The organism is Pseudomonas sp. UBA6753, from assembly GCF_002453565.1.
In the GTDB taxonomy this organism is placed as follows: domain Bacteria; phylum Pseudomonadota; class Gammaproteobacteria; order Pseudomonadales; family Pseudomonadaceae; genus Aquipseudomonas; species Aquipseudomonas putida_Z.
Map to the genome: position 1 here is coordinate 18458 of NZ_DKHD01000056.1, position 25870 is coordinate 44327.

The 25870-nt window shown below is 57.6% G+C and carries 26 protein-coding genes and 6 pseudogenes; 23 read left to right on the plus strand and 9 right to left on the minus strand.

The genetic code is table 11. The features are described from left to right. The first annotated feature begins 18 nt into the window (after nt 1–18). The 3 genes and pseudogenes from B2790_RS21400 (at nt 19) to B2790_RS21410 (ending at nt 3492) form a co-directional block, all read left to right on the plus strand. Nucleotides 19–1347: a tyrosine-type recombinase/integrase gene (locus B2790_RS21400; protein WP_286919688.1), complete on the plus strand. Its 1329-nt coding sequence runs from the start codon at nt 19–21 to the stop codon at nt 1345–1347. Nucleotides 1348–2240: 893 nt separating this feature from the next. Beyond that, a pseudogene (locus B2790_RS21405) lies at nt 2241–3220 on the plus strand (integrase domain-containing protein). Then, nucleotides 3217–3492, plus strand: a complete 276-nt coding sequence (locus B2790_RS21410; protein ID WP_286919689.1) for a hypothetical protein — start codon at nt 3217–3219, stop codon at nt 3490–3492. Before B2790_RS21405 ends, B2790_RS21410 begins: the two are co-directional and overlap by 4 nt. A 684-nt stretch (nt 3493–4176) precedes the next feature. Here the strand turns inward: B2790_RS21410 and B2790_RS21415 are convergent. Continuing rightward, nucleotides 4177–4881: a DUF6602 domain-containing protein gene (locus B2790_RS21415; RefSeq protein WP_286919690.1), complete on the minus strand. Its 705-nt coding sequence runs from the start codon at nt 4879–4881 to the stop codon at nt 4177–4179. A 323-nt stretch (nt 4882–5204) separates the two neighbouring features. After that, the gene (locus tag B2790_RS21420) at nt 5205–5978 is read right to left on the minus strand and encodes an NYN domain-containing protein (protein WP_286919692.1); all 774 of its coding nucleotides are present in this window, start codon (nt 5976–5978) and stop codon (nt 5205–5207) included. A gap of 633 nt (nt 5979–6611) precedes the next feature. On the opposite strand from B2790_RS21420, the gene B2790_RS21425 reads away from it, so the two are divergent. After that, nucleotides 6612–6839 carry a hypothetical protein gene (locus B2790_RS21425; RefSeq protein WP_015268870.1) on the plus strand — a complete coding sequence of 76 codons (228 nt, stop codon included), beginning with the start codon at nt 6612–6614 and terminating at the stop codon, nt 6837–6839. Nucleotides 6840–7348: 509 nt separating this feature from the next. On the opposite strand, the gene B2790_RS21430 is transcribed toward B2790_RS21425, so the two are convergent. Then, a complete protein-coding gene (locus tag B2790_RS21430) occupies nt 7349–7600 on the minus strand; it encodes a hypothetical protein (protein WP_286919693.1) in 252 nt (83 codons plus the stop codon). Further along, complete coding sequence (locus B2790_RS21435) at nt 7597–7728, minus strand: hypothetical protein (protein WP_286919694.1); 132 nt, start codon at nt 7726–7728, stop codon at nt 7597–7599. The genes B2790_RS21430 and B2790_RS21435 overlap by 4 nt, the downstream gene beginning before the upstream one ends. A gap of 332 nt (nt 7729–8060) precedes the next feature. Between B2790_RS21435 and B2790_RS25100 the strand changes: the two are divergent. From B2790_RS25100 to B2790_RS21450, 4 genes and pseudogenes are all read left to right on the plus strand, one after another. Further along, a pseudogene (locus B2790_RS25100) lies at nt 8061–8180 on the plus strand (KGG domain-containing protein); the annotation flags it as partial. Continuing rightward, nucleotides 8175–8321: pseudogene (locus tag B2790_RS25105) on the plus strand (general stress protein); the annotation flags it as partial. The pseudogenes B2790_RS25100 and B2790_RS25105, both read left to right, overlap by 6 nt. Then, nucleotides 8322–8414: pseudogene (locus B2790_RS21445) on the plus strand (general stress protein); the annotation flags it as partial. A 97-nt stretch (nt 8415–8511) separates the two neighbouring features. Continuing rightward, on the plus strand, nt 8512–9348 hold the full coding sequence (locus B2790_RS21450) for a manganese catalase family protein (RefSeq protein ID WP_286919695.1): 837 nt from the start codon (nt 8512–8514) through the stop codon (nt 9346–9348). Between the two features lie 41 nt (nt 9349–9389). On the opposite strand, the pseudogene B2790_RS21455 reads toward B2790_RS21450, so the two are convergent. Next, a pseudogene (locus B2790_RS21455) lies at nt 9390–9590 on the minus strand (DUF892 family protein); the annotation flags it as partial. A 256-nt stretch (nt 9591–9846) separates the two neighbouring features. Here B2790_RS21455 and B2790_RS21460 point away from each other — a divergent pair. Continuing rightward, nucleotides 9847–10776, plus strand: coding sequence for a malate dehydrogenase (locus B2790_RS21460; RefSeq protein ID WP_286919696.1), 930 nt, complete (start codon nt 9847–9849; stop codon nt 10774–10776). A gap of 260 nt (nt 10777–11036) precedes the next feature. Here B2790_RS21460 and B2790_RS21465 read toward each other — a convergent pair whose 3' ends face one another. The 3 genes from B2790_RS21465 to B2790_RS21475 form a co-directional block, all read right to left on the minus strand. Next, nucleotides 11037–11990, minus strand: coding sequence for an arsenic resistance protein (locus B2790_RS21465; RefSeq protein ID WP_286919697.1), 954 nt, complete (start codon nt 11988–11990; stop codon nt 11037–11039). A gap of 167 nt (nt 11991–12157) precedes the next feature. Further along, the gene (gene glyA / locus B2790_RS21470; protein WP_286919698.1) at nt 12158–13411 is read right to left on the minus strand and encodes a serine hydroxymethyltransferase; all 1254 of its coding nucleotides are present in this window, start codon (nt 13409–13411) and stop codon (nt 12158–12160) included. Between the two features lie 284 nt (nt 13412–13695). Then, nucleotides 13696–17526 carry a sensor domain-containing protein gene (locus B2790_RS21475; protein WP_286919699.1) on the minus strand — a complete coding sequence of 1277 codons (3831 nt, stop codon included), beginning with the start codon at nt 17524–17526 and terminating at the stop codon, nt 13696–13698. 248 nt (nt 17527–17774) lie between these two features. Here B2790_RS21475 and B2790_RS21480 point away from each other — a divergent pair, with 248 nt between their 5' ends. The 6 genes from B2790_RS21480 to B2790_RS21505 all read left to right on the plus strand — a co-directional run bounded on the left by B2790_RS21480 (nt 17775) and on the right by B2790_RS21505 (nt 21338). Beyond that, the gene (locus B2790_RS21480) at nt 17775–18182 is read left to right on the plus strand and encodes a hypothetical protein (protein ID WP_025337622.1); all 408 of its coding nucleotides are present in this window, start codon (nt 17775–17777) and stop codon (nt 18180–18182) included. Nucleotides 18183–18389: 207 nt separating this feature from the next. Next, a complete protein-coding gene (locus B2790_RS24900) occupies nt 18390–18842 on the plus strand; it encodes a hemagglutinin repeat-containing protein (RefSeq protein ID WP_313666781.1) in 453 nt (150 codons plus the stop codon). A gap of 19 nt (nt 18843–18861) precedes the next feature. Then, complete coding sequence (locus tag B2790_RS24905) at nt 18862–20058, plus strand: VENN motif pre-toxin domain-containing protein (protein WP_313666780.1); 1197 nt, start codon at nt 18862–18864, stop codon at nt 20056–20058. 14 nt (nt 20059–20072) lie between these two features. Beyond that, nucleotides 20073–20447 (plus strand): barstar family protein, encoded by a 375-nt coding sequence (locus B2790_RS21495; protein ID WP_025337627.1) that lies wholly within the window; start codon nt 20073–20075, stop codon nt 20445–20447. 196 nt (nt 20448–20643) lie between these two features. After that, complete coding sequence (locus B2790_RS21500; protein WP_256582448.1) at nt 20644–20874, plus strand: HNH/ENDO VII family nuclease; 231 nt, start codon at nt 20644–20646, stop codon at nt 20872–20874. Nucleotides 20875–20876: 2 nt separating this feature from the next. Continuing rightward, nucleotides 20877–21338: an SMI1/KNR4 family protein gene (locus tag B2790_RS21505; protein ID WP_025337628.1), complete on the plus strand. Its 462-nt coding sequence runs from the start codon at nt 20877–20879 to the stop codon at nt 21336–21338. A gap of 48 nt (nt 21339–21386) precedes the next feature. On the opposite strand, the gene B2790_RS21510 is transcribed toward B2790_RS21505, so the two are convergent. Further along, nucleotides 21387–21674, minus strand: coding sequence for a helix-turn-helix domain-containing protein (locus B2790_RS21510; protein ID WP_200900017.1), 288 nt, complete (start codon nt 21672–21674; stop codon nt 21387–21389). Here B2790_RS21510 and B2790_RS21515 point away from each other — a divergent pair. The 8 genes and pseudogenes from B2790_RS21515 to B2790_RS21545 all read left to right on the plus strand — a co-directional run bounded on the left by B2790_RS21515 (nt 21658) and on the right by B2790_RS21545 (nt 25725). Further along, nucleotides 21658–22488: a hypothetical protein gene (locus tag B2790_RS21515; protein ID WP_286919700.1), complete on the plus strand. Its 831-nt coding sequence runs from the start codon at nt 21658–21660 to the stop codon at nt 22486–22488. The two genes, B2790_RS21510 and B2790_RS21515, sit on opposite strands and share 17 nt — an antisense overlap. 99 nt (nt 22489–22587) lie before the next feature. Then, nucleotides 22588–22893 (plus strand): site-specific integrase, encoded by a 306-nt coding sequence (locus B2790_RS21520; protein ID WP_046616158.1) that lies wholly within the window; start codon nt 22588–22590, stop codon nt 22891–22893. Continuing rightward, nucleotides 22871–23487, plus strand: a pseudogene (locus tag B2790_RS21525) (IS5 family transposase); the annotation flags it as partial. The gene B2790_RS21520 and the pseudogene B2790_RS21525, both read left to right, overlap by 23 nt. Next, nucleotides 23420–23734, plus strand: coding sequence for a DNA/RNA non-specific endonuclease (locus tag B2790_RS25110; RefSeq protein WP_414708602.1), 315 nt, complete (start codon nt 23420–23422; stop codon nt 23732–23734). The pseudogene B2790_RS21525 and the gene B2790_RS25110, both read left to right, overlap by 68 nt. Further along, the gene (locus tag B2790_RS21530) at nt 23734–24063 is read left to right on the plus strand and encodes a hypothetical protein (protein ID WP_085618661.1); all 330 of its coding nucleotides are present in this window, start codon (nt 23734–23736) and stop codon (nt 24061–24063) included. The genes B2790_RS25110 and B2790_RS21530 overlap by 1 nt, the downstream gene beginning before the upstream one ends. 275 nt (nt 24064–24338) lie before the next feature. Beyond that, entirely contained in the window at nt 24339–24863 is a 525-nt protein-coding gene (locus B2790_RS21535; RefSeq protein ID WP_286919702.1) for a hypothetical protein, read from the plus strand. Further along, entirely contained in the window at nt 24863–25414 is a 552-nt protein-coding gene (locus B2790_RS21540; RefSeq protein ID WP_085618659.1) for a DUF6990 domain-containing protein, read from the plus strand. Before B2790_RS21535 ends, B2790_RS21540 begins: the two co-directional genes overlap by 1 nt. Nucleotides 25415–25470: 56 nt before the next feature. Then, nucleotides 25471–25725, plus strand: coding sequence for a MafI family immunity protein (locus B2790_RS21545; protein WP_286919703.1), 255 nt, complete (start codon nt 25471–25473; stop codon nt 25723–25725). Nucleotides 25726–25870: the final 145 nt, after the last annotated feature.

Here is a 25870-nt window from a genome sequence, read left to right on the forward strand (position 1 = left end):
AATGGAGAACGTACCCCTATGCCACGTCTAGCCACTCCGCTCAGTGACCTCAAATGCCGCACGGCCAAGCCGCGTGATCGCGCCTACAAACTGTTCGACGGCGGGGGCATGTACCTGTACGTCGCACCCAGTGGCTCGAAGACTTGGCGGCTGCGGTATTTCAAACCCAACGGCAAGGAAGGCACGCTGATTATCGGCAAGTACCCTATCGTTTCATTGGCCGTTGCGAGGACCAAGCGCGATGAGGCCAAGGCGCTGTTGCTCGACAACCTTGATCCGATGGAAGAGAAGCAGAAGGCCAAGATCGCAGCTCAGCGGGCGAGCCTTCTCTTTGAAACCGTTGCCCTGGAGTGGCACGTCGAAATGTCCCGGCGCTGGACTGAGAGCCATGCCAAGACGGTGCTTAGCAGGTTGCGCACGCATGTATTTCCACTGATCGGCCAGCGGCCTATCGCTGAACTCGACACCCATGATCTGCTTGAGGTCACCCAGCGAATCAAGGATCGCGGCACGATGGATGTTGCGCTGCGAGTGCAGAACTATCTATCCACGATCATGCGGGGAGCGAAGCGGGCGCGGCAGATCACTCAAAACCCGGCGCTCGATCTGGCGGGCTCGATTCAAGCCCCGCGCACCGTGCACCGTCCTGCTCTCTCGCTGAACCGCCTTCCTGAACTGTTGGATAGAATCGACAACTACACCGGTCGCGAGCTGACTCGGCTCGCAGTGCTGCTGACGCTGCATGTGTTCGTGCGCTCCAGCGAACTGCGCTTTGCGCGGTGGGATGAATTCGACCTGCAACGGGCGATGTGGGAGATCCCTGATACCCGTAAGCCAATTGAAGGCGTCCGCTACTCCACACGCGGGACCAAGATGAGTGGGGACATTCAGATAGTGCCGCTGTCGCCTCAAGTCATCGAGATCCTTGAACGGCTGCGTAGCTTGAATCGCTTCTCTGAACTGGTGTTGCCCGGTGACCACAGGTACTGGAAACCCTTGTCGGAGAATACGGTTAACCAGGTGCTGCGCAATATGGGCTACGACACCACCAAGGACGTCTGCGGGCATGGTTTCAGGACCATGGCTTGTAGTGCCTTGCTCGAATCAGGGCTGTGGACGGACGCGGCGATTGAGCGGCAGATGAGTCATCAGGAGCGTAACCGCGTGCGCGCTGCGTACATCCACAAGGCCCAGTTTCTGGAGCAGCGTCGGTTGATCATGGCGTGGTGGAGTAACTACATCGATGCCAACAGATCGGGCCATGTCACCCCGCATGAGTTTGCCCATCCGGTAGGCGACAACGTCACCGCTTTGCCAAATGGCCATGGCGCATTCAATCGCGGGTGAGCCTGCAAGATCGGCGCTGGCTGCTCTTTCACGCGGGTCCATCCAAACAGGGCTGCAAAGCCGCCCTGTTTGGATGGACCTCACATTGAAGAGCTATAAGCCACAACGATGTCCGGGATTTACCACGGAATTCCACCGGAGAATAACCGCTTTTCCTGTCCTCAACAGCCCGGAGTTTCGACCCTTGACCGGGTTTATCCACAGGCGTAGAACTGGCCGTGCAAGCGCTGTCGATGACAGCACCCCAGGTGACCCGAACCTTCAAGGTCACGCCGCTCCTGCGGTGGTTCTCCCCAAGGGCGATTAGCATCCGGCAGCTCGCCCGGTCACTACCCATGTGATGGATGCTCTTACACACATAGCGCTCGTGCGCCAGATACTCCGTACCTCGCTGCCCTGCAGCAATCTATCCGCTTGGCCGAATCTTGCGCCAACCTGTGCCCGTCTCTTTCTCTGGAAAGAGACGGGCACTTCTAACACTGCTGCAGCCCTGATCGCACATGGCTTTGCGGCAATCCCCCTCGTGACAATCGGCGTGACAAACGCCGATGTCACCAGCAACAGCCATGCAGATGATGGTGCCGCAGACCAAGGAGTGGACTGCACCTGACTGACAGTCAGGCATGCCCCGGTCATCGCATTGCTGCTTGCACATGGCTCAGGATCTTCAGGTGCTGGTCTCGTCAGCCAGTGCTGCCTCCACCCGCCCACCGGTAACGGTGTTCAGGAGGCCAGATCATGAGATGCCCTTGCTCCCGGTTGTAAGGAGCCGCCAGTCCCGCGTAGTGGACATTCCCCACAGGTCGCAGGGGCCTTAATCCCTGATAACACTCAGCATTCTTGGCGGGATGACGTGGGGCGAGGATCGAAGAGTGGACGATGAGGTGACCGACATGGCATTGGTGGGTAAACGCGGTGGCCGTAATTTCGGCTACGGCAGGCAATTGAGTTACGCAGGTCCGCAGGCGCTCAAAGACATGTTCGGCGGCGGTCACTACGGCACGGTGAGGGCACACTGCGATCGGTGGCAGGCATTCGTGAAGTGGTGCCGCTCCGAACAAGGGCCGGTATCAATGATGCGCGGCTGATTGATCGGGAGGTGCTGGCCGACTATGCGGCGTATCTGCGCGACATGGTTAGGCGCGGTGATCTCCCTGTCAGCACCGCACAAAATCGGCTATCCAGCGTTAACAGGGTCATGGCTGCGCTTCGCGGTGATCAATACGTGAAGTTGCCAAGTCCGAGCAGGGCGTTGGGTATGCAGCGCACCGGGGTTCGACACTCGGTACCTCAGAGCCAAGACCGCGAACAGGTTAAGCAGATCGTCGATGCGCTTTGCAGCCATCATCAGCTGCGGGCTGCCGCGATTGTTCTGTTGGCGCGAGCCACCGGTATGCGCTTGCGTGAGGCCATCTTGGCTGACCTGCCACGGTTAAGCCGTGAGGCTAGCAATCTAGGTAAGATTAACATTCAGGACGGCACCAAAGGCGGTCGCGCCGGCGCCTCGGCGCCACGTTGGATTGCAGTGGATGACCATGTTCGAGGTGCCCTTGAGTTTGCACGGCAAGTGTCGGCTGCGGGTAGCTGCAATCTGATTGCGCCAAGCGAAAGTTACCTGGACTTTCTGCAGAAAGTCGCCCGACCTGCGCGGGACATCCTCCATGCACACAACCTCAAGGGCTTCCATGAGCTGCGAGCGGCATACGCATGTGAGCGCTATGAGCAAATCACCCAACACCGAGCGCCTATCAACGGCGGTCAATGTTGTCAGGTCGATAGTAATCTTGATCGCGAGGCCCGCAGGCGAATCAGTTACGAGCTTAGGCACGGTCGGATCGACGTGGTTGCGGCCTACATTGGAGGACGGACATGAGCAAGCCATTCGATATGGAGTTGTTCTTGGCTTGCGTGCTGACCGGGTCGCACGCGACGCGGCAACGCCACTTGCGGCAGGCAACGCTTATCCTAGTTGAAATTGCAGATCGCTGGCAGCGAGAGACGCCTTGGGCCTGGCAAAGAAAGCATTTGGTTTGGTTTCTAGAGCATCGTATAGATCGACACAGCAGGATGACGCGGTACTACTATCTTCTGACCGTGCGGTTACTCGTTCGCCGTTTACAAAAAACATGGGTGTTCAACCTCTGAGCGAGGATCTGATATTGACAGGCAGAACTGACAGTAATCGATCCATAGCTGCCCTTCAGGAAGTGCAGAAAGCGGCCAGAAGCGCTCACCGATTCTCATCAAAAGCCGAGGGGGATTCACAGCACTATGAGCTGTCGCCAGTAGAGTATGAGAAACTCTATCTTCTGAGCTTGGAGAGTGTCTAAGAAACCAGGGGCGATTCAACCATGTGAATAAGTAGATTTTGAAATTCCGCCATTTACGAATGCGACGTTAGGAGCACGCGAGGGAACGGTATCATCCTAGATCTTGGTGAGTTGGCTTTTTTGACTGTTTTAGCCTGAGCTTGCCCGTAAATGAATGGCTGATAATAGCTTTGTGCTGCCAATGGCTAGCGCCCGCTCCGGGTCGAATAGTGGTAACTAGACCCAAATGAAAGAGGTTTTTCTGGATCAGCACGGTAATTTAATATGTCTCCTTTTTCCCTCTCGCGAAGATAGCGAGGGGTAAGGCATGTCCCTTTGACCTGTGATTACCTATCTCTTTCGGCCAAGCTCACCGCTCAGTTCGACGGCAGCTATGGGGTGATTTTCGGTAAAAAGTGGACGTTAGCTGCGACTGAGTGTTTTAACAGCGAGAGTTTGTACAAATGTCTATAAACGCATCAATCAGAAATCTTTGTAGAGCTGATATGCAATGAAACTATCAAGAGATATACGCCTCCCACTGCACGCCACGCATTACTAAGCGACCTGTTACTTTTGATAGTAACGCAAGCAAACGAGCCAAACCCACTCCCGCTTCGTTGAAGCGAATGTATGCAGCAGTACCGTCATGACCAAATAGCACTCCGTCGTTCTTGATTAGAATCCCTTTTGTTAAATCTAAATAGACATCTGGCTGACCTGTCGCGGGCAACTCTATTAGTTTGCGCTCAATGACATCCAATGCAGAACCTCCATATGTCAGAATAACATTCAATATTCTTGCATATGGCCAGTCTAGATCGCCTAATTGAACCCCCTCTAATGTGCTTGGTACTAGCGTGTTCACGCTTTCAATATTGATCGCAATAGCGTCGAGAGTAGATGGGGAGATTTGGGTTTTAATTTCGAAAGTCGCTACGGTTCCCTCCTGAAAGATAAGATCATGGCCGCTAGCAAAAGGTAATCTTGGCATAGACCGCAACATCAGAACAATGTCTTGTTGTTTTGAACGCCCCCCGTTCGAGTCAATAATCATCCCACTCACAACGCTGGTCATTTCTGGGAGATGCGCAATGAGAAAATCTTGGATAAGACGTTCGCGCGCCGACCCAGCGGTGGCAGAGTGACCTAGCACGTTGCTCATTTCATATTGAGCATTCAATGCTTTAACAGCTCCTTGGCAGTATTCGACTAGCGGTTTCATTCGGCAGCTCTTTTTTGGATTTGCGTGAGCCACGATTCTGTAGGAGTCTCGGAGGGACTGCAAATGGCTGTCAGTTGTGCTCTGCCAAGTGCAGCTCTGGGTCGTTTTCAGTCGTCCCTCTCCTAGCTTTCGGAGCGGGTGTGCGTAGCTCTCACTGGATCCTCCACAAGTCCCGATTCGATTCCACGGAAAGCCACAACTAGCTGATTTGTTTATAGATACCCTATGAGGTACATCAAAAAATCCACCAAATTCCAGCCCCGCGAAAACCGGGCCCTCACGGCCAACAACCGTCCGTCTGTCTCCGCAGCCGAAGCACGAACTCATGAGATGGATACTTCAGTTTGGGAGTGCGTTGCCGGGTTTGATTTCCGAGCAGCTTTGATGAACATCGCCGTTCCACCATTCCGCATATCGATCTCGAACAGCCCCGAGGTTCGAATCAGATCGCCAAGGGTCCGGTGCCCGTAGTTCACGGCAGAAAACGAACTGTTGTTGCGTATAAAAGTGCCGACCTGGCTGAGGTGCGACCAGCCTGCGTCATCGGCGGTCTTCTCTGCCGCAGTTCTCAGCAAGCGCACAAGTGATGTGTCATTGCGAAGCTCGTTTCGGGTGCGTTTACTGCATTTCGACGATTCGCCTTCATCAGCTTTCTCGTGATCATCACCAAGCAGGTTCTCTGTGTAGATGAACTGCGAGCAGGCATCTACAAAAGGCTTCGGCGTCTTCTTCTCCCCAAAGCCGTAGACCGGCAAGCCGCTTTCCAGCAGCCGAAGCACCAACGGTGTGAAATCGCTGTCGCTTGTCATGAGTGCAAAGGCATCGACGTTTTTGCTGTATAGCAAATCCATTGCATCAATGATCATCGCTGAGTCAGTGGCATTCTTGCCCTTGGTGAAAGCAAATTGCTGCATGGGGCGGATGGCGAACGGGTGGATCTTCTCGACCCATCCAGTGAGGAGAGGAGAACTCCAGTTCCCGTGTGCATGCCTGATGTTGACCATGCCGTACTTGGCCAACTCATCGAGCACGCCCCCTATGGATGCATGGCTCACATTGTCGCAGTCAATCAGCAGTGCTATCCGTTTCGACTCCACGGTGTACCCCGGTCAGTCCCTGTGTAACCAAACTCTAGCTCAACTGCCCTGGCAGCACTTTCAATGTTCATATCGTGCACCTCATCTTACCTTGGGGATTTCAGCTGAGCCTAGTTCGCTGCATTCGAAGTTTGAATGGGGATTTTGATGCAGATGATCGGATGTGGATTTATGGTTGCGTTCAACGCTGTTCGCACATAATTCAGAGACGTTTCCTACAGCTTTGACACTTGCTTGGCCGAGATACATGAGGCTAAATTTCCTCCGTCGCGGAAAATTCCGTGACCGGGCGTAGGAACCCGTTGGTAAACTTGGCGCACGCACTAGGCGCCCCTGCACCACAGCTGGCGCTTTTTTTGTGCCTGCCGTGCTGTGTCATGGCGGCTGTGTGTGGGCAGGCTTCGGCCTGGCCGGGTTTCCAAGTTTCCCGGTATTCCTACCCCATACACAGCTGCCACCCAATCCCGTAGGAAGGATCGTGGCAGCTCCAACTAAAACTTGGAGTGTCATGCATGCTTATCTCAAGTCCGTCCAGGATCCTCGCATTCGTTCTCCACCGCCGTTCCTCGACGGCCCTCAGCGATCTCACCTCCAGTCAATCTCGCTCCGTCTCTGCAGCCAGGGAGGTGCACCATGACTGACCAAGAACGCCTATCCACCATCCAAAGCTACGCCTGGACCCTCGAACTGCTAGGCGAAGCCCTGGTCCAGCACGACGAAATGCTGGAGTGCGAACACAACCCACACCTGAGCTTTCGCAACACTGCCGGTATCCATCAGGCGATCCGGATCATCAGCCGTTTGGCCAGTGAGCAGTGCGGGAAGGTGATGGAGCGAAACGGGCAGGACCCTGTTAGTTAGGCAGGATCATTGATGAGCGGCGGGCCAGATATCACCTTTGCGGCTGGCCCTCTGCTCAAGGCCGCCTGGTGGTTTATTCCTGTTGGGTAAGGTTATGGGGCTGCTGCGCAGCCCATCGCAGGCAAGCCAGCTCCTACAGGGGCCGCGTTAATCCCGGGATATGTGCTTTACCTGTGACAGTGGGGCAGGCGCCGGGGCAAAACGGCACGGGCTTCGCTCGTTTTCGCTTTGTGAGCCTCAACCACGGACAATAGCAATCATTGTTGGGTGGCTTGCCGGATATAGCCGACTGGCCCTCTACCAAAGGCCGCCGGGGATTTATTCCTGCCAGGTGGGGTAAGGGGGCTGCTGCGCGGCCCATCGCAGGCAAGCCAGCTCCTACAGGGGCGGTGAAATCCTGGGGCATCGGCTTTGCATGCGGCAGTGGGAAGGCGCTGGGGCAAATGGCACGCCCTCCTGAAACCCGATTTGTGGCGGGTTCTTTCCTTATCCACCACAGCCGGCCAGCACTAAACGCCGTGATAGTCAGAGCCAGCAATCGCTCTCAGAAAGCCTCGATCGGCCAGCCGCCGCAGGTCCCGCCACTCGCGCCAGTCTACCAATCCAAGGCGGTCCATCTCATCGGCCAAGCGCAACAATTCCTCGTGGTGGTTGCTAGGGCAGTTTCGTCTTTGCTCGACGTCGTCGTAGAGCAGAAACCAGCGATTGATCGCTTCGAGCCGGCGCTGTCCAAGGGCTATCTCCTCGCTGAACGCGTTCATGCCGAAAACTGCGCATGCACATCAGCGAGCGATAACACTTCGCAGTACAAGTCTCCCTGGTAACTGCGCAACTCGCAGGTACCGGGCTGGTCGAGGATGCAGTGGATCAAGTTCAGGTAGTTGACCATGCGAATGCCCTCTTGGCGGAACTGGGACAAGTGACTCAGTTAGGTTGATCCCGATCGAGCCGCAGCCGTTCAGCCGGATAGATGGCTGGCTGCGAATCAAACAGTGTTTCGCCCTAAAGGCGGGCGATTGTTTTTTGGACAAAGCTTTGAGCGCCGCTGATAAACGCAATTTGTATACCTCGCCACCATGATCGTTTTCGCAAGAAGTAGGGGCCACTTCCATTAGGGCATTTCGTCAGCTCTTTCAGAATTCGTTGCAAGACGCGCCGCTTGGGCTCTGTCACTGATGAACACAGACCTTCCTGTGTAACTACCGACATGAGGTTTCAATCATGGCTAGCAATCAGGACAACCGTGGTAACCAAGGTGGCAACGCCAATACCAATCCAGGCAATTTTGCCAACGATCGCGAAAAGGCATCGGAGGCGGGGCAGAAAGGCGGCCAGATGTCAGGGGGTAACTTCAAGAACGATCCAGAGCGCGCATCGGAAGCAGGCCACAAGGGGGGCCAGGCGTCGGGTGGCAATTTCAAGAACGACCCTGAGCGGGCGTCCGAAGCTGGCCGCAAGGGCGGTCAGGAGTCCGGGGGCAACTTCGCCAATGACCGGGAAAAGGCCTCGGAGGCCGGACGGGTCGGTGGCCAACATAGCCACGGCGGTGGTCGCAAGAGTGACGACAACCGCTAGTCATCCGTGAAAAACGCAGGGGCAGCCGCGCTGCCCCTGCATGCCTGAGGACCTGCTTATGTTCATGCACAACAAGCGATTGCAATAAACCGTACGCGTGGCACAGCCTGATCCGGGCCTGGCCAACCTGTTGCTGGAGCAGTTCGGTGGCCCGCAGGGCGAGCTGGCTGCCGCCATGCGCTATTTCACCCAAGCGGTCAGTGAAGATGACCCTGGCCGCAAGGACATGCTCTACGACATTGCGACCGAGGAGCTCAGCCACCTGGAGATCATCGGTTCGATCGTGGTGATGCTCAACAAAGGAGCCAAGGGCAACCTTGCTGAAGGCGTGGAGGCCGAGGGCGAGCTCTACCGCTCGCTGACCGGTGCCGGCAACGATTCACATGTCACCAGCCTGCTGTATGGGGCCGGGGCGCCGCTGGTCAATTCCGCCGGCGTACCTTGGAACGCTGCCTACATTGATACCATTGGCGAACCGACTGCCGACCTGCGTTCGAACATTGCCGCCGAGGCGCGGGCCAAGATCGTCTACGAACGGCTGATCAACGTCACCGACGACCCATGCATCAAGGACGCGCTGGGCTTCCTGATGAGCCGCGAAATCGCCCACCAGATGTCGTTCGAGAAGGCATTGCACGCCATCCAGCCAAACTTCCCGCAAGGCAAGTTGCAAGGTGACCCAGAGCTCAACCGCACCTATTTCAACCTGTCCCAGGGCGGTGAAATGCGTGGGGCGTGGAACCAGGGGCAGGACTGGATTTATGTCGACGAGCCTCAACCGGCGGTAGACGGCGGCGATGGCTCTGCCAGCATCCAGCTGGACGAGCACAGTGCGTCGGTAGTCGAGGCAATGAAGCTTCGCACCCAGTCGAACCCGGAGGCGCAACCGCTGACTGGAGCGGAGCTGGGCAAGGTCAACAGCGGACAGCAATGAGAAATGCCCGCGCCGGAGTTGATCCGTCGCGGGCAGCACACTTAGCGCTTGGCTGTGGCGTCAGGGGCGGCCGAGCGGGCCAGGAACGCCCGGGTGACCTCCGGCAGATGTTCCTTCAGCCATTCGGCCATGGCGACTTCTTCCTTCAGAATCGAACGACATGCCTGTGCGGTGGCGCTGTCCCCGGCCGCCTCGATCAGCGCCGTGTAAGACGCGATTTCCATGTTCTCGAACACGTACCCCTGCCATGGCGCCTCGTTTCCAGTGATGGGTACCTGTTCAGAGAACCCTCACCGCTGTCACGGTCGGCTGGACCGACGAACGGGACAAGCGAAGGCGAGGCCGAGGACATCCGCGAAGAAGTACGTATCTGGTCGGCCGGGTGCTGCACCGGGGAGGGCTCGCATCAACCTTCGAGTGGCCTTTTCGCCTCAGCGGGCAATACTTCTGTGTATTGCAGGCGTGTTCCTGGTGGCGCGCGCCGCTGGGAGGTGTCACGTGAATAAACTGACAATCGTGGGTGCCGGCATGGTCGGCGAGGCGGCGGCGCAGATCATCGCCCGGGAAGAGTTGTGCCGGGAGTTGGTGCTGATGGATGTGCAGGGCGAAATGGCGCAAGGCAAGGCGCTGGATGTGTGGCAGGCGGCAGTCGAGTCGGGTTCCGATACCCGGGTTCACGGCGGGGCCAAGGCTGACATGCTGGGCGGGTCTGAGCTGGTGGTCGTTACCGCAGGCGTGCCGCGCAAGCCTGGGCAGTCGCGTCAGGACGTGCTGAGCATCAACCTGCCGATTATCGATAGCATCATGGCGGACATCAAACAGCATGCGCCAACGGCGACGGTGCTGGTGGTGTCGAACCCGGTCGATGTGCTGACCTATCGCGCCTGGAGCCTCAGCGGGCAGGGGCGCAGCAAGGTGTTCGGCCAGGCGGGGGTGCTGGATACCGCGCGCATGAAGTGTTTCATCGCCGAGCAGACCGGGTTTTCTGCCCGGGATATCACGGCGCTGGTCCTGGGCGGGCATGGCGACAGCATGGTGCCGCTGATGCGCTATTGCCAGATCGGCTCGGTGCCGCTTTCGCACTTCCTTTCCAGCGAGCAGATCGAGCAGATCGTCGAACGCACCCGAAAGGGTGGTGGCGAGATCCTGGGGCTGAAGAAGCTGGGCAGCGCCTGCGATGCGCCGGGCGTGGCGATTGCGCAGATGGTGGATGCGATCGCCAATGGGCGAAACCGCATATTGCCGGCAGTGGCGATTCTGGAGGGCGAGTACGGGCGAACGGATATCGCCATGGGTGTGCCCTGTGTACTGGCAGGGGAGGGGCTGGCGCGGGTGATCGAGTTGCCGCTGGATGCGCAGGAGCAGCTGATGTTCGACCATTCTGCAGATCAGGTGGCACGGGATATCGCTGAGATGAAGGCCTTGTAAGCGAGGCCGAGCGCCTTGGGGCGGGGTGACGCGGTCGGTTTTAGGAGCGGCCTTGTGTGGCGAAAGGGCCGCGAAGCGGCCCCCGGATGTTAGCACTGCCGCAGATATCGAGGGGCTGCTCCGCAGCCCTTCGCGGGCTCGCCCGCTCCTACAGGTTCACCGCAGGCCTGGGGACTTGCGCTGCACCTGTGGGAGCTGGCTTGCCGGCGATGAGGCCAGCGCAAGCAGCACAGACTGTTGCTCTGGCGTGCGCTGGCGGATCAGCGTACGAACAGCGGCACTGCCCTTACGTAAACCAGTTCACACACCAGCTCCACCAGCGTTTGGGTAATCACCGCAGCGGCGGCCAGCCCGCGCATTTCTTCGGGTAGCGCCAGCGCCAATGGCAGCACCACCAGCGAGTTGCGCGTGGCGGCGCTGAAGGTTACCGAGCGTGTCTCGGTCACTGGCAAGCGCAGCAAGCGCGCTGCAACAAATCCGAGCACCGGCGCCAACAGCATGAAGCCGATGTACACCGGAATCACCGGCAGCAAACGGTCGAAATCACGCAGCACCACGGCAATCTGCGAGGCGATCACCAGCACCAGCACCAGGGCCATGGCGGGTACCGGCATCCACGCCCAGGCGTCGTTCCAGGTCGAGACCGTGCGCGAGCGACGGGCGCCGGCGCTGGTGAGCACGGCAAGCGCCATAGGCAGTACGATCAGCAGCACGAAGGCTTCCACGAACGGGGTGATGGAGATGGCCACGTTGCTGTTGTCACCCAGCATAAGGGCCAGGTAGAGCGGCAGCATTGCCAGTTGTACCAACAGCAGCACAGGGGTGGCGGCCAGGGTCAGGCGGGAGTCGCCTTTGCCGATGTGGGTGAAAACCACCACGTAGTCGATGCACGGTGTCAGCAGCACCAGCAAGGCGCCGACGAGTATCGCCGGGTGTGCCACCAGCCCGCGGGTGATTGCCCATACCAGCAGCGGCACGAGGATGAAGTTGGCCAGCAGCAAGGCGCTGATGAAGCGGCGGTTGCCCAGGCCTTGGCGCAGGTCTAGGAAAGGGATCTGCAGGAACATCGCGTACATCAGCACGGCGATGGCGGGGGTAACCAGGACTTCCAGGTGGCGCGCAGTGTTGCTGGCCAGCACGCCGAAGGCGACGGCGGCGAGCACGGCGATGAAGTAGATCGGGATCTGGTGGGTTTCGAGTTGCTCTCTGGTCAAGGTACGGCCTGTGCTTGCGGGTATCAAAGGGGCACAGGGTAATACGCGCTACCAGCAGGGTGTCGCGTTTTTTTGTAGGAGCGCGACAGTGCTGGAAAATTGCTTATGGCTCGACAACGAAAAAGCCCGGCACTAGGCCGGGCTTTTTCCTGTCAGGCAATCGCCAATCAGTTGCCGTAAACCGGCAGCTTCTTGCAGATGGCCTTGACCTTCTCACGCACGGCGTCGATCACCGCTTCGTTGTTCAGGTCTGCCAGGATGTCGCAGATCCAGCCGGCCAGCTCGCGGCACTCGGCTTCCTTGAAACCACGGGTGGTGACGGCTGGGGTGCCGAAACGCAGGCCCGAGGTGACGAACGGGGAACGTGGGTCGTTCGGTACCGAGTTCTTGTTGACGGTGATGAAGGCTTTGCCCAGGGCGGCGTCAGCGTCCTTGCCGGAGATTTCCTGCTTGATCAGCGACAGCAGGAACAGGTGGTTCTGGGTGCCACCGGAAACCACGTCGAAACCACGCTCGATGAACACGCTGGCCATGGCCTGGGCGTTCTTCACGACCTGCTGCTGGTAAGCCTTGAACTCAGGCTGCAGGGCTTCCTTGAAGCAGATGGCCTTGGCAGCGATGACGTGCTCCAGCGGGCCACCCTGGGCGCCAGGGAAGACGGCGGAGTTCAGCTTCTTCTCGATCTCTTCGTTCTTGCGAGCGAGGATCAGGCCGCCGCGCGGGCCGCGCAGGGTCTTGTGGGTGGTGGTGGTGACCACGTCGGCGAACGGAACTGGGTTCGGGTACACGCCAGCGGCAACCAGGCCGGCAACGTGGGCCATGTCGACGAACAGGTAGGCACCGACCTTGTCGGCGATGTCGCGGAAGCGAGCGAAGTCCAGCACCTGCGAGTAGGCAGAGAAGCCGGCAACGATCATCTTAGGCTTGTGCTCGACAGCCAGGCGCTCGACTTCGTCGTAGTCGATCAGGCCGTTGCCGTCGATGCCGTACTGGATGGCGTTGTACAGCTTGCCCGAGGAGCTTACCGAAGCACCGTGGGTCAGGTGGCCACCGTGGGCCAGGCTCATGCCCAGGATGGTGTCACCGGCCGACAGCAGGGCCAGGTAGACGGCGGCGTTGGCCTGGGAGCCGGCGTGCGGCTGGACGTTGGCGTAGTCGGCGCCGAACAGTTCCTTGGCACGGTCGATGGCCAGTTGTTCGACGACGTCGACGTACTCGCAACCACCGTAGTAGCGCTTGCCCGGGTAGCCTTCGGCGTACTTGTTGGTCAGGACCGAGCCCTGGGCCTCCATGACTGCCGGGCTGGTGTAGTTTTCCGAAGCGATCAGCTCGATATGCTCTTCCTGGCGCAGAGCTTCTTGCTGCATGGCTTCGAAGAGCTCGGCGTCGTACTTGGCAATGGTCAAATCACGGCTGAACATGGCGGTCCTCAAGGATCGGGGTGAATTGGGGGGGCATTCTAACCGATTGATTCGCGGCTGGCATATGAAGTGGCATCAAGTCGCGGACCAATGGGCTTCACGTTGCATCCCGCGCCGTTTCTGGGCTGGGCGGGAACTGGAGTTGACTCAAAGGTCCGTTTTTTGGGGCGCTGTGCGCCCCATCGCCGGCAAGCCAGCTCCCACAGGTACTGCACAGGGCTTGAGGTCTGTGCGGTCGAGGTGGGAGCTGGCTTGCCGGCGATAGGGCCAGTGCAGGCAACTGCTCAATGGAACATGAACAGCTTCTCGTTGGCGAACTGCGCCTCGAACTGGTTCGCCGGCATCGGCCGCCCGAACAGGTAGCCCTGCACCTCGTCGCAACCATGCTCGCGCAGGAACTCCAGCTGCTCGTGGGTTTCCACGCCTTCGGCAATTACCGCCAGGTTGAGGCTGTGGGCCATGGCGATGATCGCCCGGGCAATCTGCGCATCCTGCTCGCCTTCAGGCAGGCCGTCGACGAAGGTGCGGTCGATCTTCAGTACGTCGATCGGGAACTGCTTGAGGTAGTTCAGCGACGAGTAACCGGTGCCGAAGTCGTCCACCGCGATGCTCAGGCCGAGGTTTTTCAGGCTGGCGAGAATCTGCATGGCTTCGTTCACTTCGCGCATCAGGATGCTTTCGGTCAGCTCCAGCTCCAGGCACGCCGGTGGCAGGCCGGTTTCTTCCAGAATGGTGGCGATGCGCGTGCCCAGCTGGCCGTCGGAGAACTGCCGCGCCGAGATGTTCACCGACACCTTGGGCACGCGCACCTTGGCCTTGTGCCAGGCCTTGAGCTGGCGGCTGGCCTCGCGCAGCACCCAGTCGCCCACGTCCACCACCAGGCCCAGTTCTTCGATCACCGGGATGAAATCGCCCGGCGGCACCAGGCCGCGGGTCGGGTGGCGCCAGCGCAGGAGGGCTTCGGCGCCTGTCAGGCGCTTGCCGTCGCCGCTGAACTGCGGCTGGTAGTAGAGGATGAACTCGTTCTGCTCCATGGCGTGGCGCAGGTCGCTCTCCAGCTCCAGGCGTTCCAGGGCGCTGGCGTTCATCTCCGCCTGGTAGAACTGGAAGTTGTTCTTGCCGCGCTCCTTGGCGTGGTACATGGCGGTGTCGGCGTTTTTCATCAGCTGGCTCAGCTCGCTGCCGTCCTGCGGGCTGAGGGCGATGCCGATACTGGCGGTAACGAAGAACTCGCGGTTCTCCAGCACGAACGGCCGCACCAGGCTGCCGAGGATGTTCTCGGCCACGTGGATGGCGCGGTTGAGTGCCATCTCGCGGGTAGCGCGCGGTTGCAGCAGCAGGGTGAACTCGTCGCCGCCCATGCGCGCCACGGTGTCGTCGTTGTCCACGCAGGCCAGCAGGCGCTGAGCCATGTCCTTGAGCATGCGGTCGCCGGCAGCGTGGCCGAGGGAGTCGTTGATCGGCTTGAAGCGGTCCAGGTCGAGGAACATCAGCACCACCCAGGCCTTTTGCCGCTCGGCCTGCTGCAGGGCGTTGTACAGGCGGTCCTGGAACAACGTGCGGTTGGGCAGGTGGGTGAGGGCGTCGTAGTAGGCCAGGCGGTGGATGCGCTGTTCGCTGGCCTTGCGCTCGCTGATGTCGGTGAAGAAGCACACGTAGCTGGCCAGGTCGCCTTCGTCGTCCAGCACCGCGGTAATGCCGACCCAGGCCGGGTAGTGGTCGCCGTCGCGGCGCTTGAGCCACACCTCGCCCTCCCAGCTGCCGCGCTGGTAAAGCTGCTTGACCACGTAGCGCAGGTGGCCTTCCTGCTGTTCGTCGACGGTAAGCATGCCCGGCAACTGGTCGAGCACCTCGCTGACGGCGTAGCCACTGACGCGGCTGAACGCTTCGTTGGCCTGGACGATATAGCCGGCCGGGTCGGTGATGAGGATGGCCGAGGTGGAGTGCTCGAATACCGTCGCGGCCATGCGCAGGTCTTTTTCGGCGCGGCGTTGCTGGCTGATGTCGCGGCCCACCCCGAGCACGCCTTCGAAGCGTTCTTCATCGTCCCACACCAGCACCAGGCGCAGTTCGATGGGGATCTTGCGGCCATCGGCGCGCAGGCAGTCGAACAGGAACAGCTGGGTGGGCAGCTGGCTGCGTAGCTGGGCCAGCTGGGCCGGGTCGCCCATGGCCTTGCTGACGCGTTCCATCAGGCTGTAGATACCGGTGAGCTGGGACGGGTTGGCGACGATCGACTGCCAGCCGTTGGCAAAGATCCAGTCGGCCTGGTAGCCCAGCACCCCCTGCACCGAGGGGCTTACGTAGTTGAGCTGGAGCAGCCTGTCGGTGGAGAAGATCACGTCGCTGATGCTTTCGGCGAGCATGCGGTAGCGTTGTTCGCTGTCGCGCAGTGACTGGCTGGCCTCGATCTGCACGGTCACGTCCTTGCCCACGCCGATGATGCGTGTCACCAGGCCGTCGGCGTCGCGGGTCAGCACTTGTTCGCGGATGTCGTAGCAGCGCCAGCCGCCATCACGGTGGCGGAAGCGCAGCTGGCAGTGCAGCGGTTGGTCATGGCCGCTGTCGCGTTGTTGCTGGCGCAGCGCCTGGTAGTGCGCGGCGTCCTCGGGGTGCAGCAGCAGCTCCCAGAAGCGGTCGCCCATCTGCGCCAGCTCGGTACGGTCGTAGCCCAGCGTCTGGCCGAGGTGGCGGTTGCTGAAAATCATCCGCTGGCTAAGCACGTCCTGTACGTACAGCTGGTCGGGCACGGTGCGCACCACGTCCGACCAGAAGCTTTCGCGCTCCAGCAACGACAGCTCCACCTGCTTGCGGCTGGTGATGTCGCTGATGCTGAGGATGACCGCCTGGTAATCGCGGCGCTGCTGCGGCAGGCGGGCCATCAGCCACAGGTGCAGCTCGCCTCCCAGCGGCGCCGGCAGGCGCACTTCCAGTTCCAGAAGCTGGCGCTGCTCGATCAGCGCGTCGATCAGCTGCATGCCGATGCTGTCGCGGCCATCGCCCGTGCCGTCGATCAGGCGCTGCCAGGCACCTTCGTGGCTGTCGATATTCAACAACTGGCGAGCCACCTGGTTGATCTCGGTGATCTTCAGCTCCAGCAGCAGCGAGCGGCGCAGGTTGGGGTCCAGGGCCAGGCTGTGCTTGAGCGCGGCGCGGTTGCGCAGGTGGTAGCGGTCGAGTTGGCCGGGCAGGCTGGACAGGTCGAGCACACACAAGGCCACGCCGGTGCCTTCGAAGATTTCCTGGTAGCGCCGGCGGTCTTCCTGAAGCGCCCGTTGGCGGCGGCGCATGTTGATCAGGGCCAGCACTGGCAGCAGGGCGCAGAACAGCACCAGCAGGCATTTGCCGAGCAGCGCCGGCAGCAGCTTCTGCTGGGCCAGCTTGGCGTCGAACAGGCCGCGCAACTGCCAGGTACTGTTGTCGATGAAGGCCAGCATCACGCTTTGCAGTGGCTCGTTGCTGGTATCGGCTGGCGCATGGCTTTGCAGTACCTCGCCGTTGCGGCTGTTTTCCAGCAGCCACAGCGGGTGGCTGGCACCATCCAGGTGGAAGGTAAGTGTGCGGTAGTAGTCCGGCGACAGGCGCAGCAGCCAGTAGCCGCGGCCCTGTTCGGTGGCCTGGCGTAGCAACAGGTAGAGGGTGCGGTTGTCGGCCGAATTGGTGAAGAAGTACGGGCTGCCCTGGTTCAGCCTGAGCAGCTCGTCAAGCAAATGGCGGTCGGGGCTGCCGGCCAGGCTGTCGGCCTGCACCTGCCCGGTAGCGTCCAGCCAGGCCATGCTCTGCAGGGCCGGCAGGCGCTCGCGCAGGGTACTCAGCAGGCTGGGCAGGGCCGAGGGCGTCGGCGCCTTGACGTAAGGTTGCACCACATTCACGGCCTGCTGGGCCTTGAACGCCATGTTCAGGCTCAGGTGGTCGGCCAGTTCGGCGGTGGCGTCCAGGCTCTGTTTGCGCAGGTCGGCCTGGGTATGGTTGAACTGGGCGAACAGCTGCCACAGCAGCAGGCCCAGCAGGATCAGGGCCAGCAGCGCCAGCGCACCCTTGATCGACCCGCGCAGCGAGGCGACGGGCGCCTGTGGCGCGGAACGCAATGACGACGGATGAGTAAGATTGGTCAAGCGTTGATCCTGCGATTGGGCTGGCGATGGCAGGGATGGATCATGCACGGTGTGTGCCGGTGTCTGGTTGCCAGACCGCGGTGGCGCACTATAAGGCCGGACACCCGAAACGAGCTAGCATGCCTAGGATTATGGCAAAGTGCCAGCCAATGTGACCGGTGGTGCCTGCCCGGTGGTTCGGCAAGCCCCTGCAACCTGTGCGAGAATAGCGCCCGCTTCAAATGACAACGCATCGGAGATGTTCGGTTTTGGTTACTCACTTTTCCTCCAATGGCCTCGATTCCGCCTGCGGGCGCAGCAGTCAGACCCTTGTCAGCACTGCCGTGACCGAGGACGTATCCTGCAAGTCTTGCCAGCGTTCGCTGAGCAAACCCGAGGCGGCAGCTGTCGCCAAGAGCAAGAGCCCTTCGCTGGCTGAACTGCGCAAGACCGCCAAAGCGGCAGCTGAGCCGGTGGTGGCTGTGGCTGCGGCCAGCAAGCCCGCCGCCAAGGTCGTCGGTACTGCGCCTGCGGCGGCCAAACCGGCCCAGGTGGCCGAACAGCAGCCTGCCCGTAACGGTGGCTTCAGCGTGAAATCGGCCTGGGCCGCGCGCCTGGCCGAGCAGGGCGAGCGCTGCCGGTTGCCGCGCGGCAAGGCCAGGCAGCGTCACGTCTGAGCCATCTCAAGACCTGTGCGGTCCCTGTGTGGGGCTTCAGCCGCGAAGAGGCCGGCACAGGTCATGAGTTTCCCAATCATTCAACCGATCCTGCCTCCACCTTCAATCCTTGCTTATCCGGGTACAAGGCAGTCAACTCAAGGCCGGCAATGACCTGCTGTTGTCCGCCAACGCGACATCCAGCTTGAGGCTGCTGCCAATACGCAAATGCTCGATGGCAAGAACAGCAGCAGTGGCGGCGCCATCGGCGCCAGCATTGGTGTAGGTTCCGAAGGTGCCGGTCTCAGCATCTTCGCCAATGCCAACAAGGGTGCCGGCAACGAGAAAGGCAACGGCACGACCTGGACCGAAACCACACTGGACGCCGGCAATGAGGCGACCCTGCTCAGCGGGCGGGACACGGCGCTCAAAGGGGCCCAGGTCAACGCCGCGAAAATCACCGCCGACGTAGGGCGCGACCTGACGCTGCAAAGCCTGCAGGACAACGACAACTACAAGTCCAAACAGGCCAATGTCAGCGGTGGGTTGAGCGTCACCATCATCGGCGCGGGCGGGGCAAGCGGCAGTCTCAGCGTCAGCAAGACCAAGCTCGACTCCAACTACCAGAGCGTGCAGGAGCAGACCGTACCTCGCGCAGGTAATCAAGAAATCCACTGGTGACAATGCTGCACTCAACGTCATGGCCCACGCAGTGTTGGGTGCCGTTGTCGCCCAAGCGCAGGGCAACTCGGCGGCAGCCGGGGCAGCGGGTGCGGCCGGCGGCGAACTGGTTGCCCGCCTGATCACTCAGCAGTTGTATGGCACCAGCGACAGCAACTCGCTCAGTGAAGAGCAGAAACAGACCGTTTCGGCGCTGTCGACGCTAGCGGCCGGGCTTTCGGGCGGTCTGGCGGAAGGTAATAGCGCTGGGGCTGTCGCGGGTGCCGGTGCGGGCCGTAACGCGGTTGAAAACAACCTGCTGGCGAACAAATACGGCGTTGAACGGCTGGATGCCGCCAGCCGTGCGTTGTATGAGAAGCTCAAGGCCGCCGGTATTGGCAGTATTGATGAGTTGCACGAGCGGTATAAAGCCTGTGGTGGAAATGGCGGCTGCGAGGTTGGTATTCGTGATGAGTACCGGCAGCAGGAGAAGCAGGCTGGGGAAAAGCTGGTTGAGCTGTACCAGAGCGGCAGGCTGAGCAAAGCGGAATATGACCTTCTGGTAACGGATTACGCCCTTGCGATGATGAGGGGGGGAGTGGACGCGCAGAAGAGCGACGCGGACGCGAGCTTCCTTGATGTCTACGCGCTGTCGGGCAGCGATTGGTCGCCAATGGGCGTTGTTGCGAATCCGTATGTGAACGCGATCAGAGCGAGTGAGCTGATTGCGGAATGGAGACGGCAAGGGTTAACTGAAGAGGCAATCAATGAACGGGCACGTCAGGACGGCTTGCTCGGCTCGACCTTGGCGGCGGTGGATGTGCCAGGGATCATTAGCCTTGTCGATAAAGGTGCTACGCGGGATGATGTAGTAAAATTAGCGGCGGTGGTGATACTAGGCAAAGCTACCAGCGGTGCAAAAGACCCCACCCGCTTTATTGATGGAGTGAAGGTCGTTGATCAAAAGACCGGAAATGTTTTACAAGGCACTGTTGATCTCGGCCCGACCATAGACCGGATAAAATCAGGTGGTTCGTTCCCTCATCGAAACGATGGGTCTATATTTCAGAATCGTGGCGGGGATTTGCCGCAAAAACCTGCTGGCTACTATAAAGAGTACGTACATCCTACCCCAGGTGTTTCAGGGCCAGGGCCTCAGCGGATAGTTGTTGGGAAGGGTGGTGAGATGTACTACACTGCAGATCATTACAAAACATTTATCCCAGTCAATAAATAAAACAAGGAGTGGAAATGCTGCCATTCAAGTACTCCGATCTCACGCCTTCATTCGACGCTGCGGAAGTCTTTTATGTCCGTATTGATCCGAAAATTTCTCTCTCGGAAGAGCTGCTGAGCGCGCTATATTACCAGCTATGGCTTCCAGGGTATTTTGGATTCAATTGGGATGCACTCTACGACTGTTTGAGAGATCTTGAATGGATTCCATGCCGCAAGGTGGTTCTTGTGCATGAAGTTACTCCAAACGTGCCAGTAGATGACCTGAAGGTTTATCTGGAGGTGTTGCGCGACGCGGCTCTTGACTGGGGGCGAGATGAGGCGCATCAATTGGAGGTTTTCTTCCGGTCGACTGACCGAAGTGCCGTAGAGGCACTTTTAATGAGCTAATTCAAGTGGTGCAAAAGGAATAGGGAACGCTACAGAGGCGGGCTCTGTTTTTACTCAGTAACGTAATTTTTGGTCAAAAGATCCTATTCAGTTTAGTGGGAATAAGGTCTATCAGCGGAATGATTTATTTGATCCTAATTTGCAAACTGGTTGGCGTGAAGGTGGCAAAGTCATAACAGGTAGTAATGTTGAGGGTATGGCCTCTGGTCGAGCGCCCATAGGTGTAGATGGCAAGTCGGTGAACCTGCACCATATGACGCAAACACAGTCAGGGCCTATTGCAGAAATGACGCAAAGTTTTCACCAAGCCAATAGCGCAACTATTCACATTAACCCTAATGCAATTCCTTCTGGTATTGATAGGGCAGCTTTTGATAGGTGGAAGGTGCAGTACTGGAAGCAACGATCTGCAGACTTTAGGAATTGAGAATGAGCCAAGTTACGACGCATCAAATTGAGGATTTAGTATCACTGCATCCTGATATCGTGTGCTTTGGTAGCCAGGCCGATTGCGTGGGTGATGACTGGATTGAGAAGGCCGAGCAGCGGCTAGGACTTGAACTGCCAGGGTCGTACAAGTGGTTTTTAAAGACGTATGCGGGGGGCGAGATTGGTACTGAAGAAATTTACAGTATCTATGGCGTGGACTTTGAGGGTGTCAATGGAGGGGATATTGTCTATCAGCATATTGTGGGCATAAAAAATAATCTGGTAGATGGCAAAAAGCTTGTGATTAGCGAAACTGATATGGGGGAAGTCTTTTTCTTTGACTATTCAAAGTTTAAAGATGGTGAGTGTCCCGTGAATCTTCGACTTCCGTCTGGTGAAGATGTTAATTACGCTTCAGATTTTTATGAGTTTTTATATAAACGAATTTCTGCTCATATTTGATAGGTGTCCTAATTCTGCACCGGCCATGCGCCGTGTTGTTTTATCTGCTTACTGCAAAATCTCCTTTCCTTCGCTGCTTGCTTTGGTCGTGGCCTGAGCGATCAGGGCATCGAGCATCTGCGCAACGAATTTCTGTTGGCTTTTAGATAGCTGCTCAATGGCTTCCAGTTGCTGTTGCCATTTTGGAGCAGGCCCACGTTTACGCACAGTGGTTTCCTTCTGCTGACCAAACAGCTCTTCGAATGTGGTCGAAAGCAGCCTGGCCAGCTCCGGCAACGCCGCTACCTGGATACGCCGCTTGCCGGACTCATAGGCTTGGATGGTCTGCTGGGACACGCCCAGCCGTTCAGCCAAGTGGGTTTGGCTGCTGGCCGACGCCGAAAAACAGGCGATTACGCGCCTGCATCAGAATGCCCAGCGGCTGATCAAAACCGTGGCGTTCGCCGATCAATGGACCTTTCTTTCGGACAAAACCCGTACCCGGCGCGACCACATGAAATACCTGACGCTGATTCGCTGCATTGCCTTGCTGCATCAGCATCAACGCACAGTCAAACACATTGAGCACCGAGGCAAGTCGTTGGCTTACATCGAGGTCACGAAGGGCGACATCGTGTTGGCCAATCGGCTGGCCCACGACATTCTTGGGCGCACCCTGGACGAACTGCCGCCGCAAACGCGGCGTTTGCTGGAGTTATTGCAGGGCTGGGTCGAAGCCCGAAGCCAGGCGCAGGGGCTTAAAAAGAATGAGTTTCGGTTTGGTCGCAAGGACGTGCGCGAGGCCACCGGTTGGGGGAATACCCAGTTAAAAATCCATTTGGGCCGACTGACCGAACTGGAATACCTGCTGCCGCACCGCAAGGGGTTAGCGCATGAATACACCCTCACGTATGACGGCAAAAGCGGTCATCAACCGCATTTGATGGGCCTGATCGATGCCGACCAACTCGACAACACATCCGCTCGGTCGGGGGATTCAGAAAAACGATCGGACTCAGGTCGGGCCATGGTCGGTACTCAGTCGGACACCCTCAACCATGCGCAAAGCCACGCCGTTTCTGGCATTGAGGCCGAAGCGGTCGGTCTGAACGAAAAACCACTGATCCAGCATCCACAAAACAACCACTCCGCGTTGTCCAGCGCCGTCTAAGTCGAGGTGGTTATGCCGAAAAAAGACGAGAGCAAAAAACAGCGTGTTTCGGAACAAATCATTGGCCCACTAGGCGATCCCGGCAGCCTGTATTTTCAGATGAAACAGTTTCTGCAATACCAGCGTGAGCGTGGTTATTCCGAGCGCACCGTGGGCAACCGCGAAAGCCTGTTGATTGCGTTTATCCATTGGTGTGACGAACGCGGTTTGACCCGGCCCCAGGAAATCACCCGACCCATTTTAGAGCGCTATCAGCGTCATCTTTTTTTGTATCGAAAAGCCGATGGCGAACCGCTGTCGACCCGCAGCCAAACGGTGCGCATCACGCCGATTCGGGTCTGGTTCAAGTGGCTGACCAAGACCAATCGCATCTTGTACAACCCGGCTTCACCTGAGATTGAATGAGCAAGGCTTGATTGATCTGCAAACCTGGATGATCGACTCAACCGCAGTACGTGCAACCCGAGCCTCATCTGGCGCTCGGAAAAAAGGGGGCCTGACGAACCTGCCGATCACGCTCTAGGCCGCAGTCGCGGTGGCCTGACAACTAAGATTCACATGCTCTGCGACGCCAACGGGACACCGTTGCGCTTCCTCCTCTCTGGCGGTCAAGCCAGTGACATCAGCTACGCACAACCACTGCTGGACGAAGTCAGCATTCCATCAAACCAACCTGGCCGCCCGCGCAAGCGCTGCAAATGGTTGCTCGCCGACAAGGGCTACGACGCCGAAACGCTGCGCCGATACTGCGACCAGTACCGTATGCAACCCGTCATCCCGATGCGCTCTATGAAGCGCAAACCCAAGCCTGGCTTACCCAGACTGTTTGATGGGCCCAAATACTGACAGCGCAACATCATTGAACGCATTTTTGGCTGGCTGAAAGAGAATCGCCGCATCGTCACACGCTTCGACAAGCTCGCGAAAAGCTATGCCGCCATGGTCTCACTGGCTTGTTCCATGCGGTGTTTGCGACATCTCTTTTCGTACGGAGCCTAGTATATTCAACGGACCTGGGGAGAGGTTGAACCTCCTTCCCATGAATGGGAGCTTGAATAAAGGTACTTGGAAATCTATGGGGGATACATGGGCGTCCGCACTCAAGGAGGGAAAGCAAGTTAACGTAAAGATTGAGACTATTTATTCTGGCAGTAGTGTTCGGCCAGAAAGCTTTAATGTGCAGTATTCAATAGGTATTGCTCGTCCAAAAGAAATTTTATTCAAAAATTCACCGGGTGGAAATTGATGCGTAGTGATGATGATATCTACAATGACATTGGGGGTATTCTGTTTGAGATTGCTCCCGATGGAGCCTGTAAAGTTATTATGCGTGCACAACTATCCCAGGAGCTAGATAGCTGTGAGTATGAGTATGACTACATTGATGTACAAGGTAACGTTGCCTGGTTTACGGCAGGCGGGCGAGTCAATACAGATATTTTAGATCTTTTAATAGAGTTGCGTCGTTGGTATGTTGAGAATAAACTGACAGGAGGACTGCCAGCGTGGAGTGGCTGTGAGGTGGCCTTGGACTTGATTAAATTTAAAATTTGCATCGACTTTATTTATCCTTGAGAATTAAGTGGCAAGTTTAGATGTAGAGGCTTAGGCTGAATGTGGTGTGCTTTTGGGAAGTGTCAGCCTTTTTGTGTGCGAGCCGGTAACGGCCTGCCGTCTGGCAGGCCCTGATTTTCACTGGGTCGGCCTGATGAACCGATCTCCGTACAAATCGCGAATTTGATTCATCGCACTTTTCCAATCCTGCGCCGCTGAGCCCCAGTTCGCCGTCATGTTTCGCAGGCCCAGCCAGATCAGCAGAGGCAATCAATGAACGGGCACGTCAGGACGGATTGCTCGGCTCGACCTTGGCGCCGGTGGATGTGCCAGGAATCATTAATCTTGTCGATAAAGGTGCTACGCGGGATGATGTAGTCAAGTTAGCGGCGGTGGTGATACTAGGCAAAGCTACCAGCGGTGCAAAAGGTACTGCAACAGATCCGAAAGTCACCATCAAAGATCACTATGATCGTCACTTGAATATGGTGGATGACATAAAGGATCAACTTTCGTCTCAAGGGGTCAGAGTCAGCGAAAAGGAAATATCATTCGGTAGCTCCTGCGGAACTGGTCGTTGTAGGCCAGATATCGTGGCCGAAGCACCTGATGGGACCTTGAGAATTATTGAGGTTAAGACAGGGGGCGCGGACTTGAGTATTCGTCAGTCAGAATTTTTCCCTCAAATAAAAGATGGGGCTTCAATTCCAAGAGGGAAAGTTTCCGAAAGTTTTGGCCTCACGCCAGGCGTACCAATAAAGGATCAAGGTTATCCTAACGGTATCCCTATTGAGATAATGAATTTTCCTGGTGCTAAGTGATGAAGGAAAAAGATGTGGCTTCAATTTTGACGGAGCAGGGCTGGGTTTGTAGCAAGGATGAAGTCGGGGATTATTTTTGCGTGACAGATGTTGATGGGGTTAAAGTTCAAGTAATCCCGTCTGTGAAGAAGCGCTCGGATCATTTTCGGGTGTCACTTATGCCATCGGTTTCGACCAAAGAATTCTCGGAAACTGTTGCGTTTGTGTGGGGAGAGGGGAGCGGATATTCGCCGGTAATAGTTAGTAATGAGCCTCCGGAGAAGTTGCCTGAATTTTCTAGTGATGATGTTCTCAGGATGTCTGAGAAAGCCATGTCTTGGGCACGCTCTCAAAATATTGAGTCCGGCCTGATGGTTTATAGAAGTCTGCCGACTGACAGTAAAGGCGCGATGCCCCTTCGGCACTTGGCTGCATTGGCAATAGCTGGTGACGTTGAACGATTGAACGGTTACAAGAAGAGCTTTGAGATGGGAGACAGGCTTGGTTTTGTACCCTGCATTACTGATGGCATGATTGATCGTGCAGTCTTGAAAGCCAAACTTGCAAAATAGATTTTTTCTTGAGCGCTATACGCTGAAGCGTCGCGGCTGATCAATGAGGTAATTTTATGTTTGCAGGTCGTATTATTGAATTCGGGAAGAAATTCGACGGCCGATTGGAAGCTGGCCTGCTCCAAGGGGCTTTGGACTATGTCGCGTACAATGAGGAAGGCCTAGCCTTTGAGATACTATGCGATCACATTTGTGAATTTGATATTTCTATTACGGGCGACGAGTACCAGGAGGCAGTTAGACTTATCACAGATCTAGGGTTTGATTTAGATGAGGGTCCATTTAAGCACTTGGTGGGATTGAAGAAATAAAATCCTAGGGGTCGGTTTGTGCAAAAGGCGCAGGTGAGGTTGCCTCTATTGGCGGAAAGACCTGTGTTTATAACTGCGTTGTTGATGGCGTGACGAGATTAATTTAACTGGTCATGAAATGAAGTTTGGTATTGAATTTGTATAT

Coding starts and splice junctions, on each gene's coding strand:
- B2790_RS21430 (WP_286919693.1), bottom strand. CDS start 7,600: ATGAACGCGTTCAGCGAGGAGATAGCCCTTGGACAGCGCCGGCTCGAA.
- B2790_RS21410 (WP_286919689.1), top strand. CDS start 3,217: ATGAGCAAGCCATTCGATATGGAGTTGTTCTTGGCTTGCGTGCTGACC.
- B2790_RS25110 (WP_414708602.1), top strand. CDS start 23,420: ATGCCGCCATGGTCTCACTGGCTTGTTCCATGCGGTGTTTGCGACATC.
- B2790_RS24905 (WP_313666780.1), top strand. CDS start 18,862: ATGGCCCACGCAGTGTTGGGTGCCGTTGTCGCCCAAGCGCAGGGCAAC.
- B2790_RS21540 (WP_085618659.1), top strand. CDS start 24,863: ATGAAGGAAAAAGATGTGGCTTCAATTTTGACGGAGCAGGGCTGGGTT.
- B2790_RS21415 (WP_286919690.1), bottom strand. CDS start 4,881: ATGAAACCGCTAGTCGAATACTGCCAAGGAGCTGTTAAAGCATTGAAT.
- B2790_RS21515 (WP_286919700.1), top strand. CDS start 21,658: ATGGTCTGCTGGGACACGCCCAGCCGTTCAGCCAAGTGGGTTTGGCTG.
- B2790_RS21545 (WP_286919703.1), top strand. CDS start 25,471: ATGTTTGCAGGTCGTATTATTGAATTCGGGAAGAAATTCGACGGCCGA.
- B2790_RS21500 (WP_256582448.1), top strand. CDS start 20,644: ATGGCCTCTGGTCGAGCGCCCATAGGTGTAGATGGCAAGTCGGTGAAC.
- B2790_RS21425 (WP_015268870.1), top strand. CDS start 6,612: ATGACTGACCAAGAACGCCTATCCACCATCCAAAGCTACGCCTGGACC.
- B2790_RS21530 (WP_085618661.1), top strand. CDS start 23,734: ATGCGTAGTGATGATGATATCTACAATGACATTGGGGGTATTCTGTTT.
- B2790_RS21505 (WP_025337628.1), top strand. CDS start 20,877: ATGAGCCAAGTTACGACGCATCAAATTGAGGATTTAGTATCACTGCAT.
- B2790_RS24900 (WP_313666781.1), top strand. CDS start 18,390: ATGCTCGATGGCAAGAACAGCAGCAGTGGCGGCGCCATCGGCGCCAGC.
- glyA (WP_286919698.1), bottom strand. CDS start 13,411: ATGTTCAGCCGTGATTTGACCATTGCCAAGTACGACGCCGAGCTCTTC.
- B2790_RS21435 (WP_286919694.1), bottom strand. CDS start 7,728: ATGGTCAACTACCTGAACTTGATCCACTGCATCCTCGACCAGCCCGGT.
- B2790_RS21400 (WP_286919688.1), top strand. CDS start 19: ATGCCACGTCTAGCCACTCCGCTCAGTGACCTCAAATGCCGCACGGCC.
- B2790_RS21520 (WP_046616158.1), top strand. CDS start 22,588: ATGAAACAGTTTCTGCAATACCAGCGTGAGCGTGGTTATTCCGAGCGC.
- B2790_RS21495 (WP_025337627.1), top strand. CDS start 20,073: ATGCTGCCATTCAAGTACTCCGATCTCACGCCTTCATTCGACGCTGCG.